Source organism: Paraburkholderia sp. J94, from assembly GCF_905220285.1.
Classification (GTDB): domain Bacteria; phylum Pseudomonadota; class Gammaproteobacteria; order Burkholderiales; family Burkholderiaceae; genus Paraburkholderia; species Paraburkholderia tropica_A.
In genome coordinates this window covers 602,388-623,717 of the sequence record NZ_CAJMZH010000002.1, presented here as the reverse complement: position 1 = coordinate 623,717, position 21,330 = coordinate 602,388, and the positions used below count along the sequence as shown (strand labels likewise).

18 protein-coding genes and 1 pseudogene are annotated in these 21,330 nt (G+C 62.8%); 11 read left to right on the top strand and 8 right to left on the bottom strand.

Annotated features, from left to right (window positions below; all coding sequences use genetic code 11):
- The first annotated feature begins 20 nt into the window (after positions 1-20).
- The 5 genes and pseudogenes from U4Y88_RS06075 to U4Y88_RS06055 all read left to right on the top strand — a co-directional run bounded on the left by U4Y88_RS06075 (position 21) and on the right by U4Y88_RS06055 (position 5,614).
- Positions 21-1,169 carry a hybrid-cluster NAD(P)-dependent oxidoreductase gene (locus U4Y88_RS06075; RefSeq protein WP_321782911.1) on the top strand — a complete coding sequence of 383 codons (1,149 nt, stop codon included), beginning with the start codon at positions 21-23 and terminating at the stop codon, positions 1,167-1,169.
- A 125-nt stretch (positions 1,170-1,294) separates the two neighbouring features.
- Entirely contained in the window at positions 1,295-2,155 is an 861-nt protein-coding gene (locus U4Y88_RS06070) for a glycine betaine ABC transporter substrate-binding protein (protein ID WP_224011645.1), read from the top strand.
- Positions 2,156-2,326: 171 nt separating this feature from the next.
- Positions 2,327-3,589 (top strand): annotated as a pseudogene (locus U4Y88_RS06065) (quaternary amine ABC transporter ATP-binding protein); the annotation flags it as partial.
- Positions 3,582-4,478 carry a choline ABC transporter permease subunit gene (gene choW, locus U4Y88_RS06060; RefSeq protein ID WP_224011644.1) on the top strand — a complete coding sequence of 299 codons (897 nt, stop codon included), beginning with the start codon at positions 3,582-3,584 and terminating at the stop codon, positions 4,476-4,478. The pseudogene U4Y88_RS06065 and the gene choW, both read left to right, overlap by 8 nt.
- Before the next feature lie 137 nt (positions 4,479-4,615).
- The gene (locus tag U4Y88_RS06055; RefSeq protein WP_321782909.1) at positions 4,616-5,614 is read left to right on the top strand and encodes a GlxA family transcriptional regulator; all 999 of its coding nucleotides are present in this window, start codon (positions 4,616-4,618) and stop codon (positions 5,612-5,614) included.
- Positions 5,615-5,652: 38 nt separating this feature from the next.
- On the opposite strand, the gene U4Y88_RS06050 is transcribed toward U4Y88_RS06055, so the two are convergent.
- The 3 genes from U4Y88_RS06050 to purU form a co-directional block, all read right to left on the bottom strand.
- Positions 5,653-6,759: a GlxA family transcriptional regulator gene (locus U4Y88_RS06050; RefSeq protein WP_321782907.1), complete on the bottom strand. Its 1,107-nt coding sequence runs from the start codon at positions 6,757-6,759 to the stop codon at positions 5,653-5,655.
- A gap of 152 nt (positions 6,760-6,911) precedes the next feature.
- Entirely contained in the window at positions 6,912-7,235 is a 324-nt protein-coding gene (locus U4Y88_RS06045) for a hypothetical protein (protein WP_321782905.1), read from the bottom strand.
- A gap of 24 nt (positions 7,236-7,259) precedes the next feature.
- Positions 7,260-8,138 (bottom strand): formyltetrahydrofolate deformylase, encoded by an 879-nt coding sequence (gene purU, locus U4Y88_RS06040; RefSeq protein WP_321782903.1) that lies wholly within the window; start codon positions 8,136-8,138, stop codon positions 7,260-7,262.
- 246 nt (positions 8,139-8,384) lie between these two features.
- On the opposite strand from purU, the gene U4Y88_RS06035 reads away from it, so the two are divergent.
- Positions 8,385-8,510, top strand: coding sequence for a hypothetical protein (locus U4Y88_RS06035; RefSeq protein ID WP_321782901.1), 126 nt, complete (start codon positions 8,385-8,387; stop codon positions 8,508-8,510).
- Positions 8,511-8,537: 27 nt separating this feature from the next.
- Here the strand turns inward: U4Y88_RS06035 and U4Y88_RS06030 are convergent, their stop codons facing one another.
- Positions 8,538-9,800 (bottom strand): multidrug effflux MFS transporter, encoded by a 1,263-nt coding sequence (locus U4Y88_RS06030; RefSeq protein WP_321782899.1) that lies wholly within the window; start codon positions 9,798-9,800, stop codon positions 8,538-8,540.
- 920 nt (positions 9,801-10,720) lie between these two features.
- On the opposite strand from U4Y88_RS06030, the gene U4Y88_RS06025 reads away from it, so the two are divergent.
- Positions 10,721-12,130, top strand: a complete 1,410-nt coding sequence (locus tag U4Y88_RS06025; RefSeq protein WP_415774397.1) for a carbohydrate porin — start codon at positions 10,721-10,723, stop codon at positions 12,128-12,130.
- 145 nt (positions 12,131-12,275) lie between these two features.
- Here the strand turns inward: U4Y88_RS06025 and U4Y88_RS06020 are convergent, their stop codons facing one another.
- Complete coding sequence (locus U4Y88_RS06020) at positions 12,276-13,211, bottom strand: LysR family transcriptional regulator (protein ID WP_321782895.1); 936 nt, start codon at positions 13,209-13,211, stop codon at positions 12,276-12,278.
- 78 nt (positions 13,212-13,289) lie between these two features.
- Between U4Y88_RS06020 and U4Y88_RS06015 the strand changes: the two genes are divergently transcribed.
- From U4Y88_RS06015 to U4Y88_RS06005, 3 genes are all read left to right on the top strand, one after another.
- Positions 13,290-14,231 carry a carbon-nitrogen hydrolase family protein gene (locus U4Y88_RS06015; protein WP_321782893.1) on the top strand — a complete coding sequence of 314 codons (942 nt, stop codon included), beginning with the start codon at positions 13,290-13,292 and terminating at the stop codon, positions 14,229-14,231.
- Positions 14,232-14,423: 192 nt separating this feature from the next.
- Positions 14,424-15,977: a DHA2 family efflux MFS transporter permease subunit gene (locus U4Y88_RS06010; RefSeq protein WP_310634256.1), complete on the top strand. Its 1,554-nt coding sequence runs from the start codon at positions 14,424-14,426 to the stop codon at positions 15,975-15,977.
- Positions 15,978-16,516: 539 nt separating this feature from the next.
- Entirely contained in the window at positions 16,517-17,677 is a 1,161-nt protein-coding gene (locus tag U4Y88_RS06005; RefSeq protein ID WP_310634257.1) for a porin, read from the top strand.
- Positions 17,678-17,836: 159 nt separating this feature from the next.
- On the opposite strand, the gene U4Y88_RS06000 is transcribed toward U4Y88_RS06005, so the two are convergent.
- The gene (locus tag U4Y88_RS06000) at positions 17,837-19,048 is read right to left on the bottom strand and encodes a polysaccharide pyruvyl transferase family protein (RefSeq protein WP_321782891.1); all 1,212 of its coding nucleotides are present in this window, start codon (positions 19,046-19,048) and stop codon (positions 17,837-17,839) included.
- Between the two features lie 139 nt (positions 19,049-19,187).
- On the opposite strand from U4Y88_RS06000, the gene U4Y88_RS05995 reads away from it, so the two are divergent.
- Positions 19,188-19,583: a PPC domain-containing DNA-binding protein gene (locus U4Y88_RS05995; protein ID WP_321782889.1), complete on the top strand. Its 396-nt coding sequence runs from the start codon at positions 19,188-19,190 to the stop codon at positions 19,581-19,583.
- 75 nt (positions 19,584-19,658) lie between these two features.
- On the opposite strand, the gene U4Y88_RS05990 is transcribed toward U4Y88_RS05995, so the two are convergent.
- Together U4Y88_RS05990 and U4Y88_RS05985 are read right to left on the bottom strand one after the other, a co-directional pair.
- Entirely contained in the window at positions 19,659-20,834 is a 1,176-nt protein-coding gene (locus U4Y88_RS05990; RefSeq protein WP_224011632.1) for a porin, read from the bottom strand.
- 314 nt (positions 20,835-21,148) lie between these two features.
- Positions 21,149-21,325 (bottom strand): DUF1328 domain-containing protein, encoded by a 177-nt coding sequence (locus tag U4Y88_RS05985; protein ID WP_224011631.1) that lies wholly within the window; start codon positions 21,323-21,325, stop codon positions 21,149-21,151.
- Positions 21,326-21,330: the final 5 nt, after the last annotated feature.

The following is a 21,330-nucleotide window of genomic DNA, read 5'->3' as shown; positions in this document are numbered from 1 at the left end:
TGTGACGCGGAGAGTCTGACATGATGCGAGATGCGGCCCAATTCGATCCCACCGACAGCCGGGTGACGCGCCCGGCGTTCTGGGGCGCGCTGCCCGAACGCTGGACGAGCGACGTCGAGGAAACCCTCGTGTGCTGCCATGTGCGCCAGGAAACGCACGACGTGAAGAGTTTTTTTCTGCGCTCGCCGCAAGGGCGCACGTTCTCGTTCGAGCCTGGCCAGTTCGTGACGCTCGAACTCGAGATTGACGGCGAGGCTGTGAATCGCTGCTATACGATTTCGTCGTCGCCCGCGCGGCCGCATACGATTTCGATTACCGTGAAGCGCGTGCCGGGCGGCAAGGTGTCGAACTGGCTGCACGACAATCTGCAACCCGGCGCCACGCTGCGCGTGCTCGGGCCCGCAGGCGAATTCACGTGCGCGCGGCATCCCGCGAACAAGTTTCTGTTTCTCTCGGCCGGCTCGGGCGTAACGCCGCTGATGTCGATGAGCCGCGCGCATCACGATCTCGCCGAGGATCGCGATATCGTCTTCGCCCATAGCGCCCGCACGCCCGACGATATTATCTTCGCGCGCGAACTCGAATTGATTGCGTCGAGTCACGCGCATTTCCGCGCGGCATTTATTTGCGAACGCGTGGGCGCACGCACCGATTGGCATGGCGTGACGGGTTTTCTCTCGCTGCCGCTGCTTAAATTGATTGCGCCTGATTTCATGGAGCGCGAGATATTCTGTTGCGGACCGGCGCCGTATATGCAGGCCGTTCGCGATTTGCTGGATGAAGCGGGCTTCTCGCGCGAGCGCTATCACGAAGAGAGTTTCTCGTTCGAGACGCTCACGGCGAGCGAGCCGGAAACCGGCACGCACGAACTCGCGCAAGCGGCCACACAAACCTTTGCCGACGCCACCACGTACACGATCACCTTCGCCAAAAGCCGGCGCGAGATTGCCTGCAACTCGCAGCAAACCGTGCTCGAAGCGGCGCGCCAGGCCGGCGTGCGTCTCGCTTCGTCGTGCGCGCAAGGCATGTGCGGAACCTGCAAGGTCAAGCTCGTTTCCGGGCAGGTGGAAATGAAGCATAGCGGCGGGATTCGTCAGCGTGAAATCGATCAGGGCATGGCGCTGCTGTGCTGTTCGAAGCCGCTTTCGGATCTCGTCGTCGATAAGTAAAAGCAGGGGAAAAAGCCCGCGTCGCTGCACGACAAGATCGCGTCGGAAATCGACGATATCGGCAAATTGTGGCGGGGGAATCTGGAGGTGCACGGGGCGCGTTGCCCGGTTACAGGAGATCGACCTTGAAGCTGCCAGGAAAATATGTGTGGGCCGGCGTGCTGTCGGCGATGGTGGGCCTTAGCGCCCCTGCGTGGGCCGACGGCAAGCCGACGCTGAAAATCGGCTACGTCGAAGGCTGGGACGATAGCGTGGCGACATCGAACGTCGCGGCGCGCATTATCGAAAAGCGCTTCGGTTATCAGGTGCAACTCGTGCCCGTCGCGGCGGGCATTATGTGGCAAGGCGTGGCGCGCGGCGACCTCGACGCGACGCTTTCCGCGTGGCTGCCGGTCACGCAGGGCGCGTATTGGGCGCAGTTCAAGGACAAGGTCGTGGATCTCGGCACGAACTTTCCCGGCGCGAAAATCGGTCTCGTCGTGCCCGATTATGTCGGCGCAAAAAGTATCGACGATCTCAATGCGCAAAAGAGCGCGTTCGGCGGGCGCATCGTGGGTATCGATGCGGGCGCTGGCGTGATGACCAAAACCGATCAGGCGGTCAAGCAATACGATCTGAGCTATACGGTCATGCCGAGTTCGGGCAGCGGGATGACCGCGGAACTCGCGCGTTCGGTGAATGCGAAAAAGCCGGTGATCGTCACGGGCTGGACGCCGCACTGGATGTTTGCGAAATACAAGCTGCGTTTCCTCGACGATCCGAAGAATGTGTACGGCGCGGCGGAGCATGTCGATAACGTCGCGAATCCCGAACTGGAAACCAAGGCGCCGCAAGTCGTTTCGTTCCTGAAGAAGTTTCAGTGGAAGCCGGGCGAAATCGACAGCGTGATGCTCGCGATTCAAGGCGGCGAGAAACCCGACGCCGCCGCCGATACGTGGATCGCCGCGCATGGCGACCGCGTGAATACCTGGGTGGCGGCGCAGTAATGGCCGGCGCGCCGGGCGTCGCACACTACGTGCGCCCGGCGCTACACATTCCATCGTTCGTCTTTCGATTAGCTCAGTTTTTCCGGCGGGTTTTCGCCCACACAGCGCCCCTTTCCGGTGCGCGCGGTGCCGATTGCAGCGTGCGTTGAATGGCGGTGTCGCTTTTGAATAAGCGTCTGTCGCAAATCGCCATCCCGGCAGGGTTTTTTCTGGCAACCATGTAGATACCGTGTGCGGCGCGTGCGGCACGAGGAGACGGAATCGATGAAATCCCCCAAGATCGTAGTCGAAGGACTCAGTAAGGTCTTCGGACCTAATCCGAAGGTCGCGCGCGATTTGCTCATGAGCGGCGCGACCAAGGACGACATGTTCGCCAAAACCGGTTATGTGCTCGGTGTGAACAAGGCGTCGTTCTCGGTGCAGGAAGGCGAGATCTTCGTGCTGATGGGCCTGTCCGGTTCCGGCAAGTCGACGCTGATTCGCCTGATCAACCGCCTGGTGGAACCGACGGCGGGCAAGGTCGTGATCGACGGCCGCGATATTGCCGCGGTGAAGCGCGGCGAGCTGGTTTCGCTGCGCCGCACCGATATGAGCATGGTGTTCCAGTCGTTCGCGCTGATGCCGCAACGCACGGTGTTGTCGAATGCCGCGTTCGGTCTCGAAGTGGCCGGCGTGGGACGCAAGGAGCGCGAGCAACGCGCGCTTGCAGTGCTGGAGCAGGTGGGGCTGGCCGCCTTCGCGCAGAAGCTGCCCGCCGAACTGTCGGGCGGCATGCAGCAGCGCGTGGGCCTCGCGCGCGCGCTGGCCGTGAACCCCTCGCTGATGATCATGGACGAGGCGTTCTCGGCGCTCGATCCGCTCAAACGCAAGGAAATGCAGAACGTGCTGCTGCAATTGCAGAAGGAGCAGCAGCGCACCATCATGTTCGTCTCGCACGATCTGGAGGAGGCGCTGCGCATCGGCACCCGCATCGCAATCATGGAAGGCGGGCGCATCGTGCAGATCGGCACGCCTCAGGAAATCATCAGTAATCCTGCCGATGAATATGTGCGCGCATTTTTCGACGGCGTGGATACGAGCCGCTATCTGACCGCAGGCGATCTCATGCAGCGCGAAGCCGTGCCGCTCATCCGCACGCTCGATCAGCAGAGTGTGGCGGCCTCGTTGAACGGCAGCGCCGACTATGCGTTCGTGCTCGACGCGCAGCGCCGTATCAGCGGCTTCGTCACGCGCGACGCCATCGGCGTGGCCCAGCCGTCGCTGCGCAAGGTCGAATGTATTTCGCGCGCGGCGCCGCTCGAACAGGTCGTCTCGCGCGTGTGCGCGAACACCACCGCGCTGCCCGTGGTCGACGACGACGGCCGCTACTGCGGCTCCATCGATCAGGCCGCCGTCCTGAAGGTCATCACGCGTAACAGGAGTGCCCATGTCTGAGATGATTCCCCTTGGCCGCTGGGTCGATCAGTCGGTTCACTATCTGCTCGATCACGACGCGAACAGTTTCGATGCTGTAGGCAAGGCGATCGAGAGCTTCGCCGCGTTCATCGAGCACGGCTTGCAGGCCATTCCGATGTGGGCGCTGATGGCGTTTTTCATCGCTGTCGGGTTGTGGCGCGTGGGCTGGCGTTTCGCGATCTTCGCCACGGCGTCGCTATTGCTGATCTACGCGACCGGCTTCTGGGATCAGACCGTCGTCACGCTCGGGCTGACCTTGTCGTCCACGCTGATCAGTCTCGTCGTTGGGATTCCGCTCGGTATCTGGACCGCGAAGAACAAGCTCGTGCAAACCATCGTGCGGCCGATTCTCGACCTCATGCAGACGATGCCCGCTTTCGTTTATCTGATTCCCGCCGCGATGCTGTTCGGTCTGGGCCGTGTGCCGGGCATTCTCTCCACGGTGATTTTCGCCATGCCGCCCGCCGTGCGGCTCACGAGTCTCGGCATCAAGCACGTGAACCGCGAGATCGTGGAGGCGGGCCAGGCGTTCGGCTGCACGCCGTGGCAATTGCTTTATAAGGTGCAGTTTCCGAATGCGCTACCGTCGATCATGCAGGGCGTGAACCAGACCATCATGATGGCGCTGTCGATGGTGATCATCGCCTCGATGGTGGGCGCGGGCGGGCTGGGCAATGACGTGCTCGCGAGCATTCAGCGCCTCGATATCGGTCTCGGTTTCGAAAGCGGATTGTCGGTCGTGCTGCTCGCGATCATTCTCGACCGCATTACCGAAAGCTTTGGCCGCGCGCCCGGCGCCGCGAAAGCCCCGCTGTTTTCCGGCATCAAGCAACTGTTTCGCCCTCGGCCGATGATCGTCGAGGCTTGAACGGCAGCCCGCGCCCGGCATGTGCCGCGCGCGGGCCGCTTGCCCGGCTCGCCGGAATGCCGCGCGAAGCCGGCTTTTCTTTTCCCGTCGCGGGCGCGGAGTACCGACGCAAGCGCGCCCTGCAGGAGCGCAATGTCATGTCCGGCCTCGCCGCGACCGCCGTGCCCACCGTGTCACTGGCGGCTGAATCGACGCTAGAGCATTTCGGTTTCCTTACCTTATCGAATTTTTCGATGATCGCGTTTTCGAGCGCGGTCGAAGTCTTGCGCATGGCCAATTACGTTGGCGGCGGCGATCACTATCGATGGTCCGTCTATACGCTCGATGGCGAGCCCGCGCGGGCGAGTAACGGCATCGCAGTGCGGCCCGCGCAGCGTCTCGATCTGGATAATCTGCCGGACGTTCTGATCGTCTGCGGCGGCGTTCGCATTCAGGAAGCCGTGGACGAGCGCGTGCGCGCCGTGCTTGCCGCTGTCGCCGCGCGCGGTATTCCGCTCGGCGGCATTTGCACGGGCGCGTATGCGCTGATCACGAGCGGCTTGCTCGATGGTTATCGCTGCGCCGTGCATTGGGAGAATCTCTCGACGTTTTACGAGTCGTTTCCCGATGTCCAATTCGCCGACGAACTCTTCGTGGTCGATCGCGACCGGCTGACGTGCACCGGCGGCACCGCGCCGCTCGATCTCATGCTCGACCTGGTGGGCGCGCGCCTCGGGCGTCAAACGGCGGCCAAGGTGTCCGAGCAATTCATCCTCGAACGCATTCGCGGTTCGACCGACCTGCAGCCGATTCCCGTTGATGCGCGCGTGGGATTTTCGCGCGCGGAACTCGTGGAAGTGGTGCGGCTCATGGAAGCGAATATCAAGGAGCCGCTATCGCTCGAAGAACTCGCGCGACTCGTGCGGCTATCGCAGCGGCATTTGCAACGCATGTTCAAGGCCTATTTGAACGTGTCGCCGACGCACTATTATCTGAATCTGCGATTGAAGCGCGCGAGAGAATTACTGCGCACGACCGATACGTCGATTGCGCGCGTGACGGCAATTTGCGGTTTCAATTCGCCGTGCCATTTCAGCAAGGCGTATCGCGTGCAATTCGGTCACGCGCCGAGCCACGAACGGCGTGCAGTGGAATGACGATAGGGCCTTCCTGGTAGGGGCCTTGCTAGCGGGCGTTAGTGCAGCGAGGCGCCCGGTTGCGCCTCGTTTGTCAGCGGGGATTCGGTGCGAAAGAACGCATCGAGATCGGGGAATTGCGTCGGTTCCTGGCCGCTGCGCTGCTCGCGGAACATATTCGGCGGCACGCCGAATTGCTTGCGGAATTCGCGTCCGAGATGCGAGGCGTCCGAGAAGCCGCAGCTCGATGCAATATCGGCCACGGTTCGGTCCGAACTCGTGAGCAGCCACGCAGCGGTGCGCAGACGCAGCGCATTCGCGAACGTGCGCGGGCTCTTGCCCGTTTCCGATTTGAAAAGGCGTTCGAGTTGCCGCGCGGAGAGATTGAGCTTGCAGGCCAGTTCTTCGAGCGGCACGTTGCGTCCCACCTGTTGTTCCATCAGCAGGATCGCGCGCTTGACCTTCGGATGCGTGGCGGGTTCGAGTCCGGGCGGATGCGGTTGCGGCGCGTTACCTTTTTGCATTTCGCCGACCAGCAGAATACGCAAGGCTTTTTGCACGGTGGCGTGATCGAAATGGCGCAGCAAAATCGCAGCGGCTACGTCGATTGACGCACGGCCGCCCGAGCAGGTAATGCGCCGACGGTCGATCACGAAAAGCCGGTCGGCAACAATCGCGTCCGCATTGACCGAAGGAAAGCGCTCAATAAAGTCCCAGTAGTGAAACCAGCTCACGCAAATGCGATGTGCGTCGAGCACGCCCGCGCGCATCAGCGTGAATACGCCTGTGCAGATACCCACGACCGTGGTGGTGCCCGACGCCGCGCGGCGAATATGTTGCAGCGTGGCTTCGCTTGCCTGCGGACCCGAATGCAGCAGGCCGCCGACGATCACGAGGTAATCGACGGGCTCCGCATTATCGAAAGTCTCCCACGGTGTAATTTGAATGCCGCAACTCGCGCGCACGGGCGCGAGCGTTTCGCCGAGCACGCGCCACGAGCAGCGCACGGGTTTGCTGAAATCGCCGTCGTCGGCGGAGAGGCGCAGCATATCCACGAAACCGGAAAATGCGGTCAGCGTGAAATTGGGCAGCAGCACGATGCCGAAACGGATGCGCGCCTTGCCGGCGGCATCGGACGAGGGAACGATCGGTAGCGTGTCGGACATGGCGGCGCGTGAAAGTGAGGAGGCGCGAAGCGGCTTTCGCAAGCGTCGCCGATCGAAAGCGCGCGCGCTTGTGTTTTTCCGCCATCGACCTTCGCAAAAGCGCACATCGCGGGCGTCTGGCGGTGGCGTTCCGCAGCACTGGCGTTTTCATTCTATGCGCTCGCGGCACGGTTTGGTGAACTGCGATGACCCGCCGGAGCAGCGTTTATTCGCCTTGAAAGGAGCCATTCGTGCCGCGTGCCCACACCGTCGAGCTCAACGACCGCGCCTGCCGGGGCGACGCCGCTGCGGCGCTCGCGCTGCTCGAACACAGCATGACGCGCGGCCACGGCCGCATCGGGCTGTTGCGCTATTGGCAGGCACGCCAGCTGGGTGCCGCGCTGGAAGGGCGGCATCACGATTATGCGCAGCGTGTTGCCGGAAAAATGAGTGACCGAGCGCTGGCGGGACTCGCGGCGCAGGCGCAGCAGCGCCATCGCGGCGAGTCCGCCAATCGCGAGTTAGAGCACGACCGTGCGGCCGTCGTTGATGAACACGCGCCGCTCGAGAAATGCCTTCACGGCGCGCGCGAGCACCACGCATTCGACATCGCGTCCCACGGCCAGTAGCCGCTCGGGATCGAAACTGTGATCGACGCGCTGCACTTCCTGTTCGATGATTGGACCTTCGTCGAGATCGTCAGTGACGAAATGCGCGGTCGCGCCAATCAGTTTCACGCCGCGCACGTGCGCCTGATGATAAGGCCGCGCGCCCTTGAAGCCGGGCAGAAACGAATGGTGGATATTGATCGCGCGACCCGCGAGTCGGCGGCTCGTTTCGTCGGAAAGAATCTGCATATAGCGCGCGAGCACGAGCAATTCTGAGCCGGTCGAATGAAACAGGTCGAGAATCGCGGCTTCCTGTTCGCGTTTGGTTTCCGGCGTGATCGGCAAATAATGAAACGGCAGATCGTGTTGCTGCGCGAGCGCTTCGAAATCGCGGTGATTCGACGCGATGCCGGCAATTTCCATCGGCAATTCGCCCATGCGCCAGCGGAACAGCAGATCGGCCAGACAATGTTCGAGCCGCGAAACCATGATGAGCACTTTCGGACGCGCCTGCAAATCGTGGATCGCCCACGTCATGGTGTGTTCGTGCGCGGTGGGCGCGAATTCGTCGCGCAGGCTCGCGAGATTGCAGCGCGCGGTCGCGTCGCGCAGGACTTCGTGAAAGACGCAGCGTAGAAAGAAACGCTCGCTGATGTCGTCGTCGAAGACCGTGAGTTCGTCGATATAGCAGCGGTGCCGGTCCAGGAAACTCGCGACGGCAGCCACCTGGCCAGCGGCGCTCGGACAGGACAGCGTGAGGACGTATTGATGCGGGCGAACGTCGTCGGACATGCGGTTTCTCCGGTTATCGTGATGCGCCTTTCACATCGCGCGCGTAGGCGCGAATGGCGTGCGAAGGGCGATGTCGCGAGTAAGCCATTGTTTGGTGCATGACAGATAGAACGCTTGCGCTCTTTAGCACGTATGGAAACGCCAGGGTTTGTGTTTGAGTTGGGCCGCGTCGCTTTTTCTCGCGATGCGGGTTTTTTATCCGGCGACGATAAATGCGAAGCGGGGCGCTTCGGTCTGGAGTGAGGTATGGAAACGTTTGGCGGTTTGCGTGCGGATGCGGCGCGGCTCGCACGCCATGCGGGTAGCGTGGCGCGCGAGTGGTGGCGAGTGGTGGCGAGTGGCGAGTGGCGGGTGGCGGTGCTTATTCCGTGAGCGCTGTGCGCGGCCACCAGAATTCCATCAAGCTGCCTTCCCTTCCCGCTGCAACGCCTGCACGCTCTGCAACTGCGCGAGATGCCGCAACAGCTTCGACACCATCAACACCACCGTGAGTGCGAGCACCACGAAAAACACTGCGAGCGGCGTGAGAATCTGCACGGAGACGAAGCCCGCGAGCCCCATCATCGCCGACGAAACCAGCAGCAGCGCGCAGCCGAGAATCGCGCTCGTGAGCCCGGCGACTTCGGGGAACAGCGAGTTGCCCTTGGCCATCAGCGTCGGATACATCGCACCGGCGCAGAAGCCCATGAACAGCACCGGCGTGGCGAGCGTCCACACGCGCAGGCCCACGGTGAGCGCGAGCACGAGCATGAGAATGGCCGATGCCGCCATCGCGATGGAGCCGGCGCGCAAACGCACTTCGGGCGTCGGCAGACGCGGGCCATGCAGACGGTTCGACAATCCGCCGAGGAAATACATCAGGCCGATGCCGAGCGCGAGGTAACCGAAAAACGTCGGCGGCTTGTGCAGCGTGCTTTGCACCATGAACGGCCCGACGATATTGAAGACGAGCAGGATGCTATAGCAGAGGCCTTGTGCGAGAAAACAGCTCTGAAATACGGGGCTCGCGAGCACCTTGCGCGCGTTGGCGACGAGCGTGCGCGTTTCGAGTTTCACCGGCTGCCGCAGCGTATCGTGATAGCGCCACAGCACGCCCCACATCACCACGGCCCACACGAGCAGAAACACGAGGCACGAGCGCCAGCCGAACCACGTCTGCAAATGCGCGCCGATCACGGGCGCGATGATCGGCGCGAGTCCCCACGCAATCGACATATAGGTGAAGGCGTGCAACAGCGCCGTGCCGGAAAACGAATCGGTGATGATGGCTTTCGCGAGCAGATTGGTGGTTGCGATGCCGAAGCCCTGCAAACAGCGCGCGAGCACGAACGTTTCCAGATTCGGTGCGGCGAGCGACAGCAGACAGCCAATCGTAAAGATCGCGATGCCGAACGCGAGCACACGCTTGCGTCCGTAAGCGTCGGCGATGGGGCCGAAAATCAATTGGCCGAGCGCGTACGCGGCCATATAGCCGGAAACGCTCGACTGAATCGCTTGCGGCGAGGTCGTGAAGAAATGCGCCATCGCGGGCAGCGCGGGCACGTAAATATCGATTGCGAGTTGTCCGGCCGAGGAAAACAGGCAGATCATGAACAGCAAAAAGCCCGGCGTATTCGAGGCGCGCCGGGCGATGGCGGGCGGGTTGGCGTTATCGTGGTTCATCACAGCGTCGAAAAAGCGGAGTGCGGCGGCGCGGCGGGGTGGGGCCGGATGCGAGGGCGCGGCGCGCGCGAGATCCGCGTGCGCCGCGTAGTGTTACCGCGTGAATAACCGATATTGTGCCTGTGCTCGCGACAGTCTGCTCGACTCGCTCTCGCGCGGTGGCGCGCATTGTGCCGCCGCCTTTCAGTGCGAAAGGTGAATGCGCAATCAATTCACTCTTTCGCGCCGTAAAAGTGATGCAAAAAACGTCATCGTGTGCGCTTTGTCGCGATTAGGCCGGCGAGTGAGCATTGCGGACCGCATAGGCTGGTTCGCTGATATTCGCGTATTGAGAATCCGTTCGCGCAATGCGCACGATATACAACAGCGCGGCCGCTTTTACGCTTGCAGTGATACAGGCGAGCCGAATACAATCCGCCGCGTCACATCGAAAGGAGTCCCTCGTGGACACATGCTCTAGCAGTGGAAGTTCGATGCCGGCCCGCGCCGGTGTCACAGCCGCGAGTTAGTCGCCACAGGACACGTCCTTCGCCGCTAACTCGCCTTGTCGGGTTAGCGCGCTTCATTGTCGCGCCGGTCATCGAGCGGGATGCTCAACCGGCGTCGCCATCAGCACGCTCCCAGAATGAAATTGCCGTTGTGCGCACGCGCTTTGCGTGGCGCCGACGCGTCGTCGTTCGTCGACCAGGTTTGCCTGGCCGGACGGAGGTGGGCTTATGGTCGTCAAAACAATTCAGGTATCGCGACGTCGCGTGATCGTGCGCGAGATCGAGCGCGTATTGCAAAGAAATGCGTGGTTTTCCAGGTTTCATTCGCTGCGCTTTCACGCGGCTTTAAAAAAGAAATCGCTTAATGACTTCGCAATCATTCAGACCATTGCGCCGGATAAGCTCGCGCTCGACGCACCCGTTTCGCCGTTGATGAAAAAGCCCTGCAAACGCGCGCTGATGTTGGCCGCAACGCCCGTGCGCCTCGGCGCGCTGATCGCGCTCGGGGTTGCGCACAGCGCATTCGCGCAAAGCGCGCCCGCATCCACGAGTTTGTGGGACCGCGCGACCTTGTTCGGCGATATGGGCGGCGTGCGCCCGTGGCTCGATAACCATGGCGTGACGTTCGGCTTGCAGGAAACCAGCGAATATCTGAACAATCTTTCGGGCGGCGTGCATCGCGGCGGCGCTTACGACGGACTGACGGAAATGAGCGTCGGTGTCGATACGCAAAAGGCGTTCGGTTTGCCTGGCGGTATCTTCAACGTATCGGCGCTGCAAATCCACGGCACCAGCATCACGCAACGCAATCTCCAGGCGTTGCAGGCGGTCTCGGGCGTGGAAGCCGAAGCCGGCACGCGCCTCTGGGAACTCTGGTATCAGCAGTCGTTCGCGAATGGCAAGGCAGACATCAAGATCGGGCAGCAAAGCGTCGATCAGGAATTCATGGTCAGCGAGTATGCGGGCGCGTTCATGAACGCGACGTTCGGCTGGCCTGTGCTGCCGTCGATGGATATGCCTGCGGGTGGTCCCGCGTATCCGCTTTCGTCGCTCGGCGCGCGGCTGCGCTTGTCGCCGACGAATGCGTGGACCGTGCTCGCGGGCGTGTTCGACGGCAGTCCGGCGGGCAGCGGCAGCGGCGATGCGCAGCGGCTCAACGCGCACGGCACGAATTTCAATCTGCACGATGGCGCGCTGTTTATCGGCGAAGTGCAATATGCGCTGAATGCACCCGACAGTAGCGCGCCCGATGCGAAACAATCAGGATTACCAGGCACCTATAAACTGGGGTTCTGGTACAACACGCAGCATTTCGCCGATCAACGCTACGACAGCAACGGCCTGTCGCTTGCCGATCCGGCGAGCACGGGCGTGGCGCAATCGCATCGCGGCGATTATGGCTTCTACGCCGGGGCCGATCAGATGATCTGGCGTCCCTCGGCGGACAGTCCGCAGGCGCTCGGCGTGTTCGCGCGCGTGATGGGCGCGCCCGGCGACCGCAATTTCGTCGATCTGGCCGTGAATGCGGGCGTCACGCTCAAGGCGCCGTTCAAGGGACGCGACAACGACGTGGCCGGTCTCGCGGTGGGTTATGCGAAGATCGGCTCGCACGCGCAAGGTTTCGCGAGCGATACGGCCACGTTCACGCCCGGCTATCCGGCGCGCAGCGCGGAGACCGTGCTGGAAGCGACGTATCAGGTGCAGATCGCGCCCTGGTGGCAGGTGCAGGCTGACTTTCAGTATGTATTCCGTCCGGGCGGCGGTGTGCCCGATCCGCAGAATGGCGCGCGGCGCGTGGGCGATGAGGCGGTGGTCGGCGTGAGAACCGTCGTCGCGTTCTGATCGAATTGCATGAAAAGGGAGCGCGCTAAGTGGCGCTCTTTTTCAGTTGATTGATTTAATTCGTTGTCCGTGATAATCAACGAGCGGTGGGGCTACGTGAGCACAAGCGCCTGCGTTCATCGGCACGCGGGCCAATTCGCGTAGATCAAGGCGCGAGCAGCGCCGGAGCACAAGCGGCGATCGCATCGCGCACGCGCACGATGGCGGCGTCGCGCATCGCGCTGGCGCGCCAGCCGAGTTCGATCGGATAGCCCGGCAGCGCGAGCGGGCACGCGACCATGCGCAGGCCGGTGAGCGCCGCGATCGCGCGCGCGGCATGGCGCGGAATCGTGGCGACGGCCTCGGTGCCCGCGAGCAGATGCGGCAGCGCCGCGAAGTGCGTGGTGGACGCAATCACGTTGCGCTTCAGGCCATGCGCCGCGAGCGCTTCGTCGACGATACCGACCACGCCGCCCGACGACACGAGAATATGGCCGCGCGCGACGAAGGCATCGAGCGTCAAGGCGGCCTCTCCATTACCGACTTCGGGCGGGCAGGTGGCGGCGTCCAGCAGGCACGCGTAATCGCCCTGGCCGAGCGCCTGATGGCTGAGCCCGCGCGCTGAAAAACCACCGGCCGCGATCGCCAGATCGATTTCCTGATTCGCGAGGCTGTCACTCACGATCTGGCTGTAGGTCTGCCGAAAGATCACGCGCAGGCCCGGCGCGTGCCGCGCGAGATGCCGCATGATGGGCTGGCCGAGCGCGAGTTCGAAGTCGTCGGAGAGACCGATCGCGACGGCGCGGCCATGAAAATGCGTGGCGTCGGGCGCGGCGATCGCGAGCGACTGGCGGCATTTGTCGAGCGCCTCGCTGATCAGCGGCTTGAGTTCGCGGGCGCGTGAGGTGGGCGCAAGGCCGCGTCCGGTCGGCGTGAACAGCCGGTCGGCGTAGAGTTCACGCAGACGCTTGAGCGCCGCGCTCACCGCGGGCTGGGTCATGTCGAGGCGAATCGCCGCGCGGCTCGCGCCGCCTTCCTCGAACAGCGCTTCGAAGATCTTCAGCAGATTCAGGTCGACTTCGGAGATATCACTCGCAGGCATAGCTGAAATGGGGAGCGCCGGTGGGCGCGCGGTGGCGTTCCCGCCATGATACGGGCACGCATACAGACGGAGAACATCATGTCGAAATCGAAGGTTGCTGCATTGCAGATCGGCTCGCTGGCGCAGGGCAAGGCCGCGACGCTCGAACATATCCTGTCGTTCGAGGCGGCGATCCGCGACTCGGGCGCACAACTCGTGGTCATGCCCGAGGCGCTGCTCGGCGGCTATCCGAAGGGCGAGATCTTTGGCACGCGCCTCGGCTACCGTCTGCCCGAGGGGCGCGAGGCCTTCGCCGCCTACTACGAGAACGCCATCGACGTGCCGGGCGCCGAAACGGCCGCGCTCGCCGACCTGTCCGCGCGCTGTGGGGCGTCGATCGTGATCGGCGTGATCGAGCGCTCGGGCAGCACGCTCTATTGCACGGCGCTCTTTTTCGATCCGCAGGCGGGGCTCGTCGCGAAGCACCGCAAGCTCATGCCGACCGGCACCGAACGCCTGATCTGGGGGCAGGGCGACGGCTCGACGCTGCCCGTGGTGAACACGGCGGCGGGCGTGGCGGGCACGGCGATCTGCTGGGAAAACCACATGCCGCTGCTGCGCACGGCGATGTACGCGAAGGGCGTGCAGATCTGGTGCGCGCCGACCGTCGACGAACGCGAGATCTGGCAATGCTCGATGCGCCACATCGCGCACGAAGGACGTTGTTTCGTGATCAGCGCGTGCCAGGTGCAGCCATCGCCGCAGGCGCTCGGCGTCGAGGTGCCGGGCTGGGATCCGGCGCGTCCGCTCATCAACGGCGGCAGCGTGATCGTCGGGCCGCTCGGCGAGATTCTCGCGGGCCCGCTGCACGGCGAGACCGGCCTCGTGGTCGCGGAGATCGACACCGACGAATTGATCCGCGCGCGTTACGACTTCGACGTGGTGGGCCATTACTCGCGTCCCGACGTGTTCGCGCTGAGCGTGGACGAGCGCGCGAAGCGCAGCGTGCAGTTCACGGGCGGCGAGTCGTGGGGCGTGTGATGGCCTGCGCAATTGTTTCGTATCGCTAAGTAAATGGACGATGGAGCGTGCGCCGCGCGAAGCGACTCGCGCGGCGCATTGTTGCCGCCCGCGCCATAAATTGATGCGCGCGGTGACATTGATCGACGTGCCGCGGGCCGTTAGGCTCCCGGGTGGCCCGCCCGGCGCCGCCCTTCACTACACGCACGCTCCATGTCTGCACCGCAATCCCCCGCGCCGCTCAGCGGCGGCAAGCTCGCGCTCGGCACCGTTGCCGTATCGCTGGCGATGTTCATGAACGTGCTCGATTCGTCGATCGCGAACGTCGCCATCCCGACCATTTCCGGCGATCTCGGCGTCTCCGTCGACGAAGGCACGTGGGTCATCACGATCTTCGCGGCCGCCAACGCCGTCTCGATTCCGCTCACCGGCTGGCTCACGCAGCGCTTCGGCCAGGTGAAGCTGTTCATCACGTCGATCCTGTTGTTCGTGCTGGCCTCGTGGCTTTGCGGCATCGCGCCGAACCTGCCGACGCTGCTCGCCGCGCGCATCTTGCAGGGCGTGGTGGCCGGGCCGCTCGCGCCGCTTTCGCAGGCGCTGCTGCTCGGTTCGTGGCCGAAGCACAAGTCGTCGACGGCGCTCGCGCTCTGGTCGATGACGGCGCTGATCGGCCCGATCGCGGGGCCGTCGCTCGGCGGCTGGATCACTTACGACTACAACTGGTCGTGGATCTTCTATATCAACGTGCCGGTGGGTTTGTTCGCCGCCGCCATCACGTGGGCGATCTATCGCGACCGCGAGTCGGCCACGCGGCGCATGCCGATCGACGGCGTGGGGCTGATGCTGCTCGTGGTGTGGGTGGCGTCGCTGCAGATCATGCTCGACAAGGGCAAGGATCTCGCGTGGTTCGATTCGCCGCTGATCGTGACGCTCGCCATCGTCGCGCTGGTGGGTTTCGCGTTCTTCGTGGTGTGGGAGCTCACCGAAAAAAATCCCGTGGTCGATATTCGCCTGTTTTCGCAGCGCAATTTCGCGGGCGGCACGATCTCGATCTCGGTGGCCTATGGCATGTTCTTCGGCACGCTCGTGCTGCTGCCGCAATGGATGCAGGGCTATCTCGGCTACCGCGCCGTGGATTCGGGCCTGACGACCGCGCCGCTCGGCATCTTCGCCGTGGTGCTCACGCCGATCATCGGCCGTATTCTGCCGCGTAGCGATCCACGCTACATCGCCACGCTCGCGTTCATCGGCTTCGCCGTGGTGTTCCTGATGCGCACGCAGTTCTATACCGATGTCTCGCACTGGGATCTCGTGCTGCCCACGCTGCTGCAAGGCATTCCGATGGCGATGTTCTTCGTGCCGCTCACCTCGATCATTCTCTCGGGACTGCCGCCCGAGAAGATTCCCGCGGCCGCCGGGCTCTCGAATTTCGCGCGCACGTTCTGTGGCGCGGTGGGCACTTCGCTGATCGGCAACGCCTGGAACGACCGCACGATCCTGCATCACGTGCGGCTCACGGAGCAGGCCAGCGTGAACAACCCGGCCTTCATGCAAAGCGTGGACACGGCGCGCCAGTCGCTGCACGTGGGCACCGACGCGGCCTATGGACTATTCAACTTCTCGGTGGACGCGCAGGCGGCGGTGATGGGACTGAACGACATTTTCTATATCTCGGCGTTCATATTTATTGCCATCATTCCGCTCATCTGGATTACTCGTCCTTCAAAAAGTTCCGCAGATTCTTCAAATACTGCTGGCGCGCATTGATTGCGGGAACTTTTCGCGATTAATTGAATACGGCCCGATATTCGGGCCGTTATTTTTTAATCGGGGATTGAAACGCGAGCGAAAGCCGTGCGTAATTAATCAGGTGTGATCGGGGTGAAATCGCGACCTTGTGTCGCAGAGGCCGCAAATAGAAATGGGGCGGCCCGCAGCAACGGACCACCCCATATGTCCGTTGTAACTGTTCCGGAGTTTCTTCAGACCGGGAAATATTAACATGGCCCCGACCCTTGAATTGACTCACTTTTGACAATAATCAAGTTCACGATCTTGACAGTGGCGTCGCGTGATTGCCACAGCCATGTGACAGTCAGATGACGCTCACAACGTGATTTTTCCCTTTGCGCACAAGGTTTTAAGCGCCGATTTTTGGATATTTCCATATTTCGCAAATATCTGTTCCAGCGCTTGCGTACTGCGATTTCCTCACTTTGGCACTTAAACTTCGCTGCGAGATTGCCGGGATGGCTCCAATACCCGGATCCATTCAGCGCGGTCTGAATGTCAATTTAAGGAAAGTCATGAAGAACACTCTGATTATCGCTGGCGTCCTGAGCGCCTTTGCCGTTTCGGCTCACGCACAAAGCAGCGTCACGCTGTACGGTTCGCTGGATGCGGGTATCGTCTACGCGAACAACGTCGGTGGCCACCAGCAGTGGAACCAGGGCAGCGGCGCGCTGTCGGACACGTACTTCGGCCTGAAGGGTAGCGAAGACCTCGGCGGCGGTCTGCATGCGATCTTCACGTTGGAAAACGGCTTCAACCTGGGCAACGGCAAGAACACGGAAAGCAACACCATGTTCAACCGCCAGGCTTACGTTGGTCTGCAAAGCGACCGCTACGGCACGCTGACGCTGGGCCGCCAGTACGACTCGATGGTTGACTACCTGTCGCCGCTGTCGGAAGCAGGCGCTGGCTACGGCAACAACATGGCCGGCCACCCGTTCGACAACGACAACCTCGACCACTCGTTCTCGATCAAGAACGCAGTCAAGTACACGAGCGCGAACTACGCTGGCTTCAAGTTCGGCGGCCTGTACGGCTTCAGCAACGACGCTGGCCAGTTCTCGAACAGCCGCGCATGGAGCGTCGGTGCTTCGTACAGCAACGGCCCGCTGAACGCAGCAGCTTCGTACCTGCAGATGAACAACTCGCTGACGAGCACCAACTCGAACGGTGCGAACTCGTCGGGTGCAGGCAACAACTTCAACCTGTCGGCTGAAACGCAACGCACGTTCGGTGCAGGCGCGAACTACACGTACGGCCCGGCAACGGTCGGCTTCGTGTGGACGCACACGCAGTACGAAAACCTGATCGCCGGTGCACAAGGCGGCGAGACGACGTTCACGATCCCGACGGGCACGAACCTGCGCCTCGACAACTTCGAACTGAACGGCCGTTACGCGCTGACCCCGGCTCTGAGCCTGGACGCTGCTTACACGTTCACCGATGGCCGCATCAAGAACGCAACGGGTTCGGGCGATCCGAAGTGGCAGACGGTTTCGCTGCAAGCTGACTACTCGCTCTCGAAGCGCACCGACGTGTACGTCGAAGGCGTGTACCAGCACGCTTCGGGCTCGCTGGGCAACGGCGTCTCGAACTTCGCGACGATCAACACGCTGTCGCCGTCGAGCACGTCGAACCAGGTCGCTGCTACGGTTGGTCTGCGTCACCGCTTCTAATCGAAGCCTGATGTAAGCCTTCAATCGCAAGACGAAAGGTGCGGGGACCGGATCGGCCGGTCCGGTCCCGCGCCGCTCGACAAGCGATCGAACTGGCCCGTCATGCGGATCGCGCTCACAAGGCGCGATGCGCTGGCGGGCCAGTTTGTTTTGGTGCCGCTAGATCGTGTGCTCGAATGCACGGCGATAGCGCGCCGCCAATTCCGCCGCCGTGCGCTCCCTGAGCGCGGCATCGCTGCGTAGCGCCTGATCGACGGCTTGCGCGAGACCTTCAACAGTGGTGGTGGCAGGCATGTCGTGGGTTTCCCACGTCGCTGCATACGCCGCTTGTTTAGGCGTCGGTTCGTTTTCATCGGCGTGTACGAGATTGACGCGCGGCCGGGCGAACGCCATCGCCACGATGCGTCCATGCAGGCTGCTGCCGCAATACGCGCGGCACTGCGCGATCAGCGCGCAAATGTCCCAGATATCGAGCGACGAAAAGAGCGCCAGCGGCGCGCGAGGCACACGCGCGGCAAGTCGTCGATAAACGTCGATGTCGTCGTGCCACGGCGCCGCGCCCGCGCGAAACAGCACGATGCCAAATCCGCTTTGCGCCGCGATCTTTTCGATTTCGCGCGCGATGAGATCGAGCGTGGCGTCGTCGCCATAGGTCGCGTCGAATTGCAGCGCGATATAGCCCGCGCTGAACGCGTTGGGCACCGCATTCACGCTGTCTTCGCTGGCGCGTGCGCGAATCTTCTCGCCGAACAATTCGGCCACCATCACAACGGGATCGGGAACGAGTTGCGCATCGATGCCTCGCGCGTGCAATTGCGCCTGCGTTTGCCGGTCGCGCACACTGACAACGTCGGCGTGTTTCAGCGCGTTGAAGACTTCCGCGCGAAACGCTTCGTCGCGCCGATGCAGACCCACGCCGCCCACTGCATGAAACGCGATGCGTCCAAACTCGACATGCGGATAAGCGGCTTTCGACATTACGTAAGGCGCGCGCGACGCCACGCCGAGTTGCGCGCGCGCCCATGCGAGCGGATCGCGATGCCACGCGTTTTCGCACGCAATAACCGCTTGCACGCGCTCGGGCGGCGCGAGCATGACCGCGGCTTCCCACGCATCGCAGGTCAGCAATTCGCCGCCCACGTGAATGACATCGAGCGGCGCGTCGCGCGATAGCGCCGCCGATTCTCCGAACGCGTGCACGGCTTCGCCGCCCCACGGGCGCATATCGCGCGCGGCGAGTCCCGCGTAAAGACAATCGCGCGGCGCGAGCAGGCGCGCGACGATCGGCGCAAATAGCAGATCGCCGACATTGTGCCGGTCGAACGCGCCGAACAACACGGTGCGCGAAGATGGATGCGTGGCGTTGGACATAAACGTGGCGGAGCGCCGAATCAGCGATGACCCGCTTTCATACTAGTGCAATGCGCAGCGCGCCGCGAACGTCGAACAGGCGTTGCGGCGCGCGCGGAACCGCTTTACCCTGTCAATCGACATCCCCTGGAGAGCGCCGATGCAAGCGTTGCCCTTACGTCTGTCCCCCGGAGACGATCTGCGCGAGACCCTCGCCGCCGCGCTCGCCCAGCACGGCGCGCAGGCGGCGTTCGTGGTGCAGGGCATCGGCAGCCTGAGCGCGGTCGAGTTGCGCTATGCGGGCCTCGATACCCCGGCGTCGCTGCGTGGCGATTTCGAAATTCTTACGCTGGCCGGTTCGTTGTCGCTCGACGGCGCGCATCTGCATGCGAGCGTCTCCGACGCACAAGGCCGCGTGCTGGGCGGCCACATCGCGCGCGGCTGCATCGTGCGCACGACCGCCGAAGTGCTGCTCATGCTGCTGCCCGATCATCGCTTTACGCGCGAGCACGACGCGCAAACCGGATTTCCCGAACTCGTGGTGCGCACGATCTAGTTTAAAAACGCAGCAACGAAAAAACGGCGGCCGGTCGATGACCGTGCCGCCGCTTCCTTTACCGCTGTGCGCGACTTAGAACTTCAGACGCATGCCTGCGGCCACCACGGCTTGCGTGTTGCTCGACGAAGCAGCGAGGTTATAGATCGACGCATTGCCCAGCACGGCGATGCCTTCCGCGCCCGAGACGCGCTGATACGTGCCTTCCAGATAGACGTCCGTACGCTTCGACAGCGCGTAGTCGGCCTGCAGCATGAACTGGTTCCAGTGCGGCGATGCGTTGCCTTCCGAGCGGCTCAGCGAACCGTCCGTGTAGGTGTACGAGCCGCCCAGGCTGAGTTGCGGCGTGAGCTGATAGCGGCCGTTGATTTCGTAGTTGTTGAACGTGAGGTAATCGGCGCTGAACGCATTGAGCGAGCCGCCTTGCGCGATTTCCGTCGGCGACGCGATCATCGTGCGCGTGAACACGAGGCCGACCTTCGCCGCGCCGATCGTGTAGCTGCCGCCCGCGCCCAGCGTGCGCGTGCGCTCGCTGACGAACATCGGATCGTTGTCGGTGCTGGTGCCTGCAGAGAGTGCGCCGCCCGTGGTCGAACCGGGGTTGTTGCCCTGGAAGTACGCGACCGCGAGGTTGATCGGGCCGCCGTTCCACGACGCGCCGAAGGTGTACGCGTTGTTCGTCGAGAAGCCGCCGGCCAGGTTGCTGAACGCGTAGGCGCCTTCGACCTGGAAGCCTGCGTAGATTGGGCTGCGGTACTTGACGGCGTTGTTCATGCGCACGTCGTTGTTGAGGTTGTCGTTGTCGAACGGGTGATCGGCGATATTACCGCCGAAGCCCGAACCCGTCGCCGACATCGGCGCGATCATGTCGACGAGCGCGTCGTACTGGCGGCCCAGCGTGATCGAGCCGTACTGGTCGCTCGAGAGGCCCACCCAGGCTTGCCGGCCGAACAGATAGCCGCCGTTCGAGCCCTTGCCGTTGACGACCGAGAAGCCGTTTTCGAGCTGGAAGATCGCCTTGAGGCCGTTGCCCAGATCCTCGGAACCGCGCAGACCCCAGCGGCTCGTGCTCAGGTTGCCCGACTGCACGGCCCACGCCGACGCGCCGTGGCCGGTCGACGTCTTCTGGTTGCTGATGTAGTCGATCCCTGCGTCGACGGTGCCGTACAGCGTGACGCTGCTTTGCGCGTGCGCCATCGACGACGCTGCCACAGTGGCGAGGGCGAGAGTATTCAACAACGCTTTTTTCATGTCGATTCCGTAGAAGAAAGAATATCGCCGCGCGGACGGACGAGCGTGTGATTAGTAGTCCGATTCGGAACTATGAGCCCGTGCGGCGGGAACCGAGAATTTAAGGAAATGCAATTACAGGTCCGTGTCGAAAACGGCCTGCAAAATGAAACTTGGTTTAAGTTTTTGACACCGAAAATTTAGAATCGCGCGCGACGGCGGTTCAAGTCGCGCGGAAATGGGCGCATGGGCGTGCGCCGGAAGGCCATCAAAACGCTAAAAAGCGGCCCGCGCGCGATGCAAACGGGCCGCTTCGATATTGCGGGACGCCGCCGCTAATCGACGATTTTCTTGGCCACGAAAACGCCGAGCACCAGAAAAGCGATGCAGAGCACGAGGAAAATGAAGAACAGGATTTTGGCGATCGCGGCCGCGCCGGCGGCGACACCCGTAAAGCCGAACAAGGCCGCGACGACGGCCACAATAGCAAAAAATAATGCCAGCTTGAGCATGATCG

What these genes read in the sequence shown, in the direction of transcription:
- U4Y88_RS06015 (WP_321782893.1), top strand. Translation starts at nt 13,290, where the DNA reads ATGTCGAAATCGAAGGTTGCTGCATTGCAGATCGGCTCGCTGGCGCAG.
- U4Y88_RS06035 (WP_321782901.1), top strand. Translation starts at nt 8,385, where the DNA reads ATGGAAACGTTTGGCGGTTTGCGTGCGGATGCGGCGCGGCTCGCACGC.
- choW (WP_224011644.1), top strand. Translation starts at nt 3,582, where the DNA reads ATGTCTGAGATGATTCCCCTTGGCCGCTGGGTCGATCAGTCGGTTCAC.
- U4Y88_RS06055 (WP_321782909.1), top strand. Translation starts at nt 4,616, where the DNA reads ATGTCCGGCCTCGCCGCGACCGCCGTGCCCACCGTGTCACTGGCGGCT.
- U4Y88_RS06005 (WP_310634257.1), top strand. Translation starts at nt 16,517, where the DNA reads ATGAAGAACACTCTGATTATCGCTGGCGTCCTGAGCGCCTTTGCCGTT.
- U4Y88_RS06010 (WP_310634256.1), top strand. Translation starts at nt 14,424, where the DNA reads ATGTCTGCACCGCAATCCCCCGCGCCGCTCAGCGGCGGCAAGCTCGCG.
- U4Y88_RS06000 (WP_321782891.1), bottom strand. Translation starts at nt 19,048, where the DNA reads ATGTCCAACGCCACGCATCCATCTTCGCGCACCGTGTTGTTCGGCGCG.
- U4Y88_RS05990 (WP_224011632.1), bottom strand. Translation starts at nt 20,834, where the DNA reads ATGAAAAAAGCGTTGTTGAATACTCTCGCCCTCGCCACTGTGGCAGCG.
- U4Y88_RS06030 (WP_321782899.1), bottom strand. Translation starts at nt 9,800, where the DNA reads ATGAACCACGATAACGCCAACCCGCCCGCCATCGCCCGGCGCGCCTCG.
- U4Y88_RS06045 (WP_321782905.1), bottom strand. Translation starts at nt 7,235, where the DNA reads ATGGCGCTGCTGCGCCTGCGCCGCGAGTCCCGCCAGCGCTCGGTCACT.
- U4Y88_RS05995 (WP_321782889.1), top strand. Translation starts at nt 19,188, where the DNA reads ATGCAAGCGTTGCCCTTACGTCTGTCCCCCGGAGACGATCTGCGCGAG.
- U4Y88_RS06020 (WP_321782895.1), bottom strand. Translation starts at nt 13,211, where the DNA reads ATGCCTGCGAGTGATATCTCCGAAGTCGACCTGAATCTGCTGAAGATC.
- U4Y88_RS06025 (WP_415774397.1), top strand. Translation starts at nt 10,721, where the DNA reads ATGAAAAAGCCCTGCAAACGCGCGCTGATGTTGGCCGCAACGCCCGTG.
- U4Y88_RS06075 (WP_321782911.1), top strand. Translation starts at nt 21, where the DNA reads ATGATGCGAGATGCGGCCCAATTCGATCCCACCGACAGCCGGGTGACG.
- purU (WP_321782903.1), bottom strand. Translation starts at nt 8,138, where the DNA reads ATGTCCGACGACGTTCGCCCGCATCAATACGTCCTCACGCTGTCCTGT.
- U4Y88_RS05985 (WP_224011631.1), bottom strand. Translation starts at nt 21,325, where the DNA reads ATGCTCAAGCTGGCATTATTTTTTGCTATTGTGGCCGTCGTCGCGGCC.
- U4Y88_RS06050 (WP_321782907.1), bottom strand. Translation starts at nt 6,759, where the DNA reads ATGTCCGACACGCTACCGATCGTTCCCTCGTCCGATGCCGCCGGCAAG.